1 protein-coding gene is annotated in these 650 nt (G+C 71.2%); it reads left to right on the top strand.

Annotated elements, in window-relative coordinates; translation table 11 throughout:
- Positions 1–650 (top strand): mannonate dehydratase (uxuA, locus tag QPM17_RS23695; protein ID WP_285394201.1); only part of this gene is annotated, 650 nt, incomplete at both ends.

Here is a 650-nt window from a genome sequence, read left to right as displayed (position 1 = left end):
CGAGGCCATCGGCGAGCGCAAGGCGACGATCGAGGCCGTGGGCCTCTCCTGGTCGGTGGTGGAGAGCGTGCCGGTGCACGAGGCGATCAAGCAGGGCCTGGCTGAGCGCGATGCGCTGATCGCCACCTATTGCCAGACCCTGCGCAACCTGGCGGCCTGCGGCATCGACACCGTCTGCTACAACTTCATGCCGGTACTCGACTGGACCCGCACCGACCTGGCCTGGCGGCTGCCGGACGGCGCCCTGGCGCTGCGCTTCGACCAGACGGCCTTCGCCGCCTTCGACCTCTACCTGCTCCAGCGCCCCGGCGCCGACGCGGAGTACGGCGAGGATGAGAAGGCCGCCGCCAGGACCTATCTCGAGGGGCTGGACCCGGTCGGGCGCGACAGGCTGGTCGATACGCTGATTGCCGGCTTGCCGGGGGCCGAAGAGCACTACACGCTCGAGCGGTTTCGCGGCGTGCTGGCGCAGTACGCCGAGATCGACGCCGAGCGGCTGCGCGAGCATCTGGGGGTTTTCCTGCGGGCGGTGATTCCGGTGGCCGAGGAGGCGGGCGTGCGCATGGCGATCCATCCCGACGATCCGCCTCGCCCGCTGCTCGGCCTGCCGCGGGTGGTCTCCACGCCGGCGGACGCCCAGTGGCTGCTCG

The organism is Marinobacter azerbaijanicus, assembly GCF_030250645.1.
GTDB classification, from domain to species: domain Bacteria; phylum Pseudomonadota; class Gammaproteobacteria; order Pseudomonadales; family Oleiphilaceae; genus Marinobacter; species Marinobacter azerbaijanicus.
This window is presented reverse-complemented; position numbering and strand designations above follow the sequence as displayed.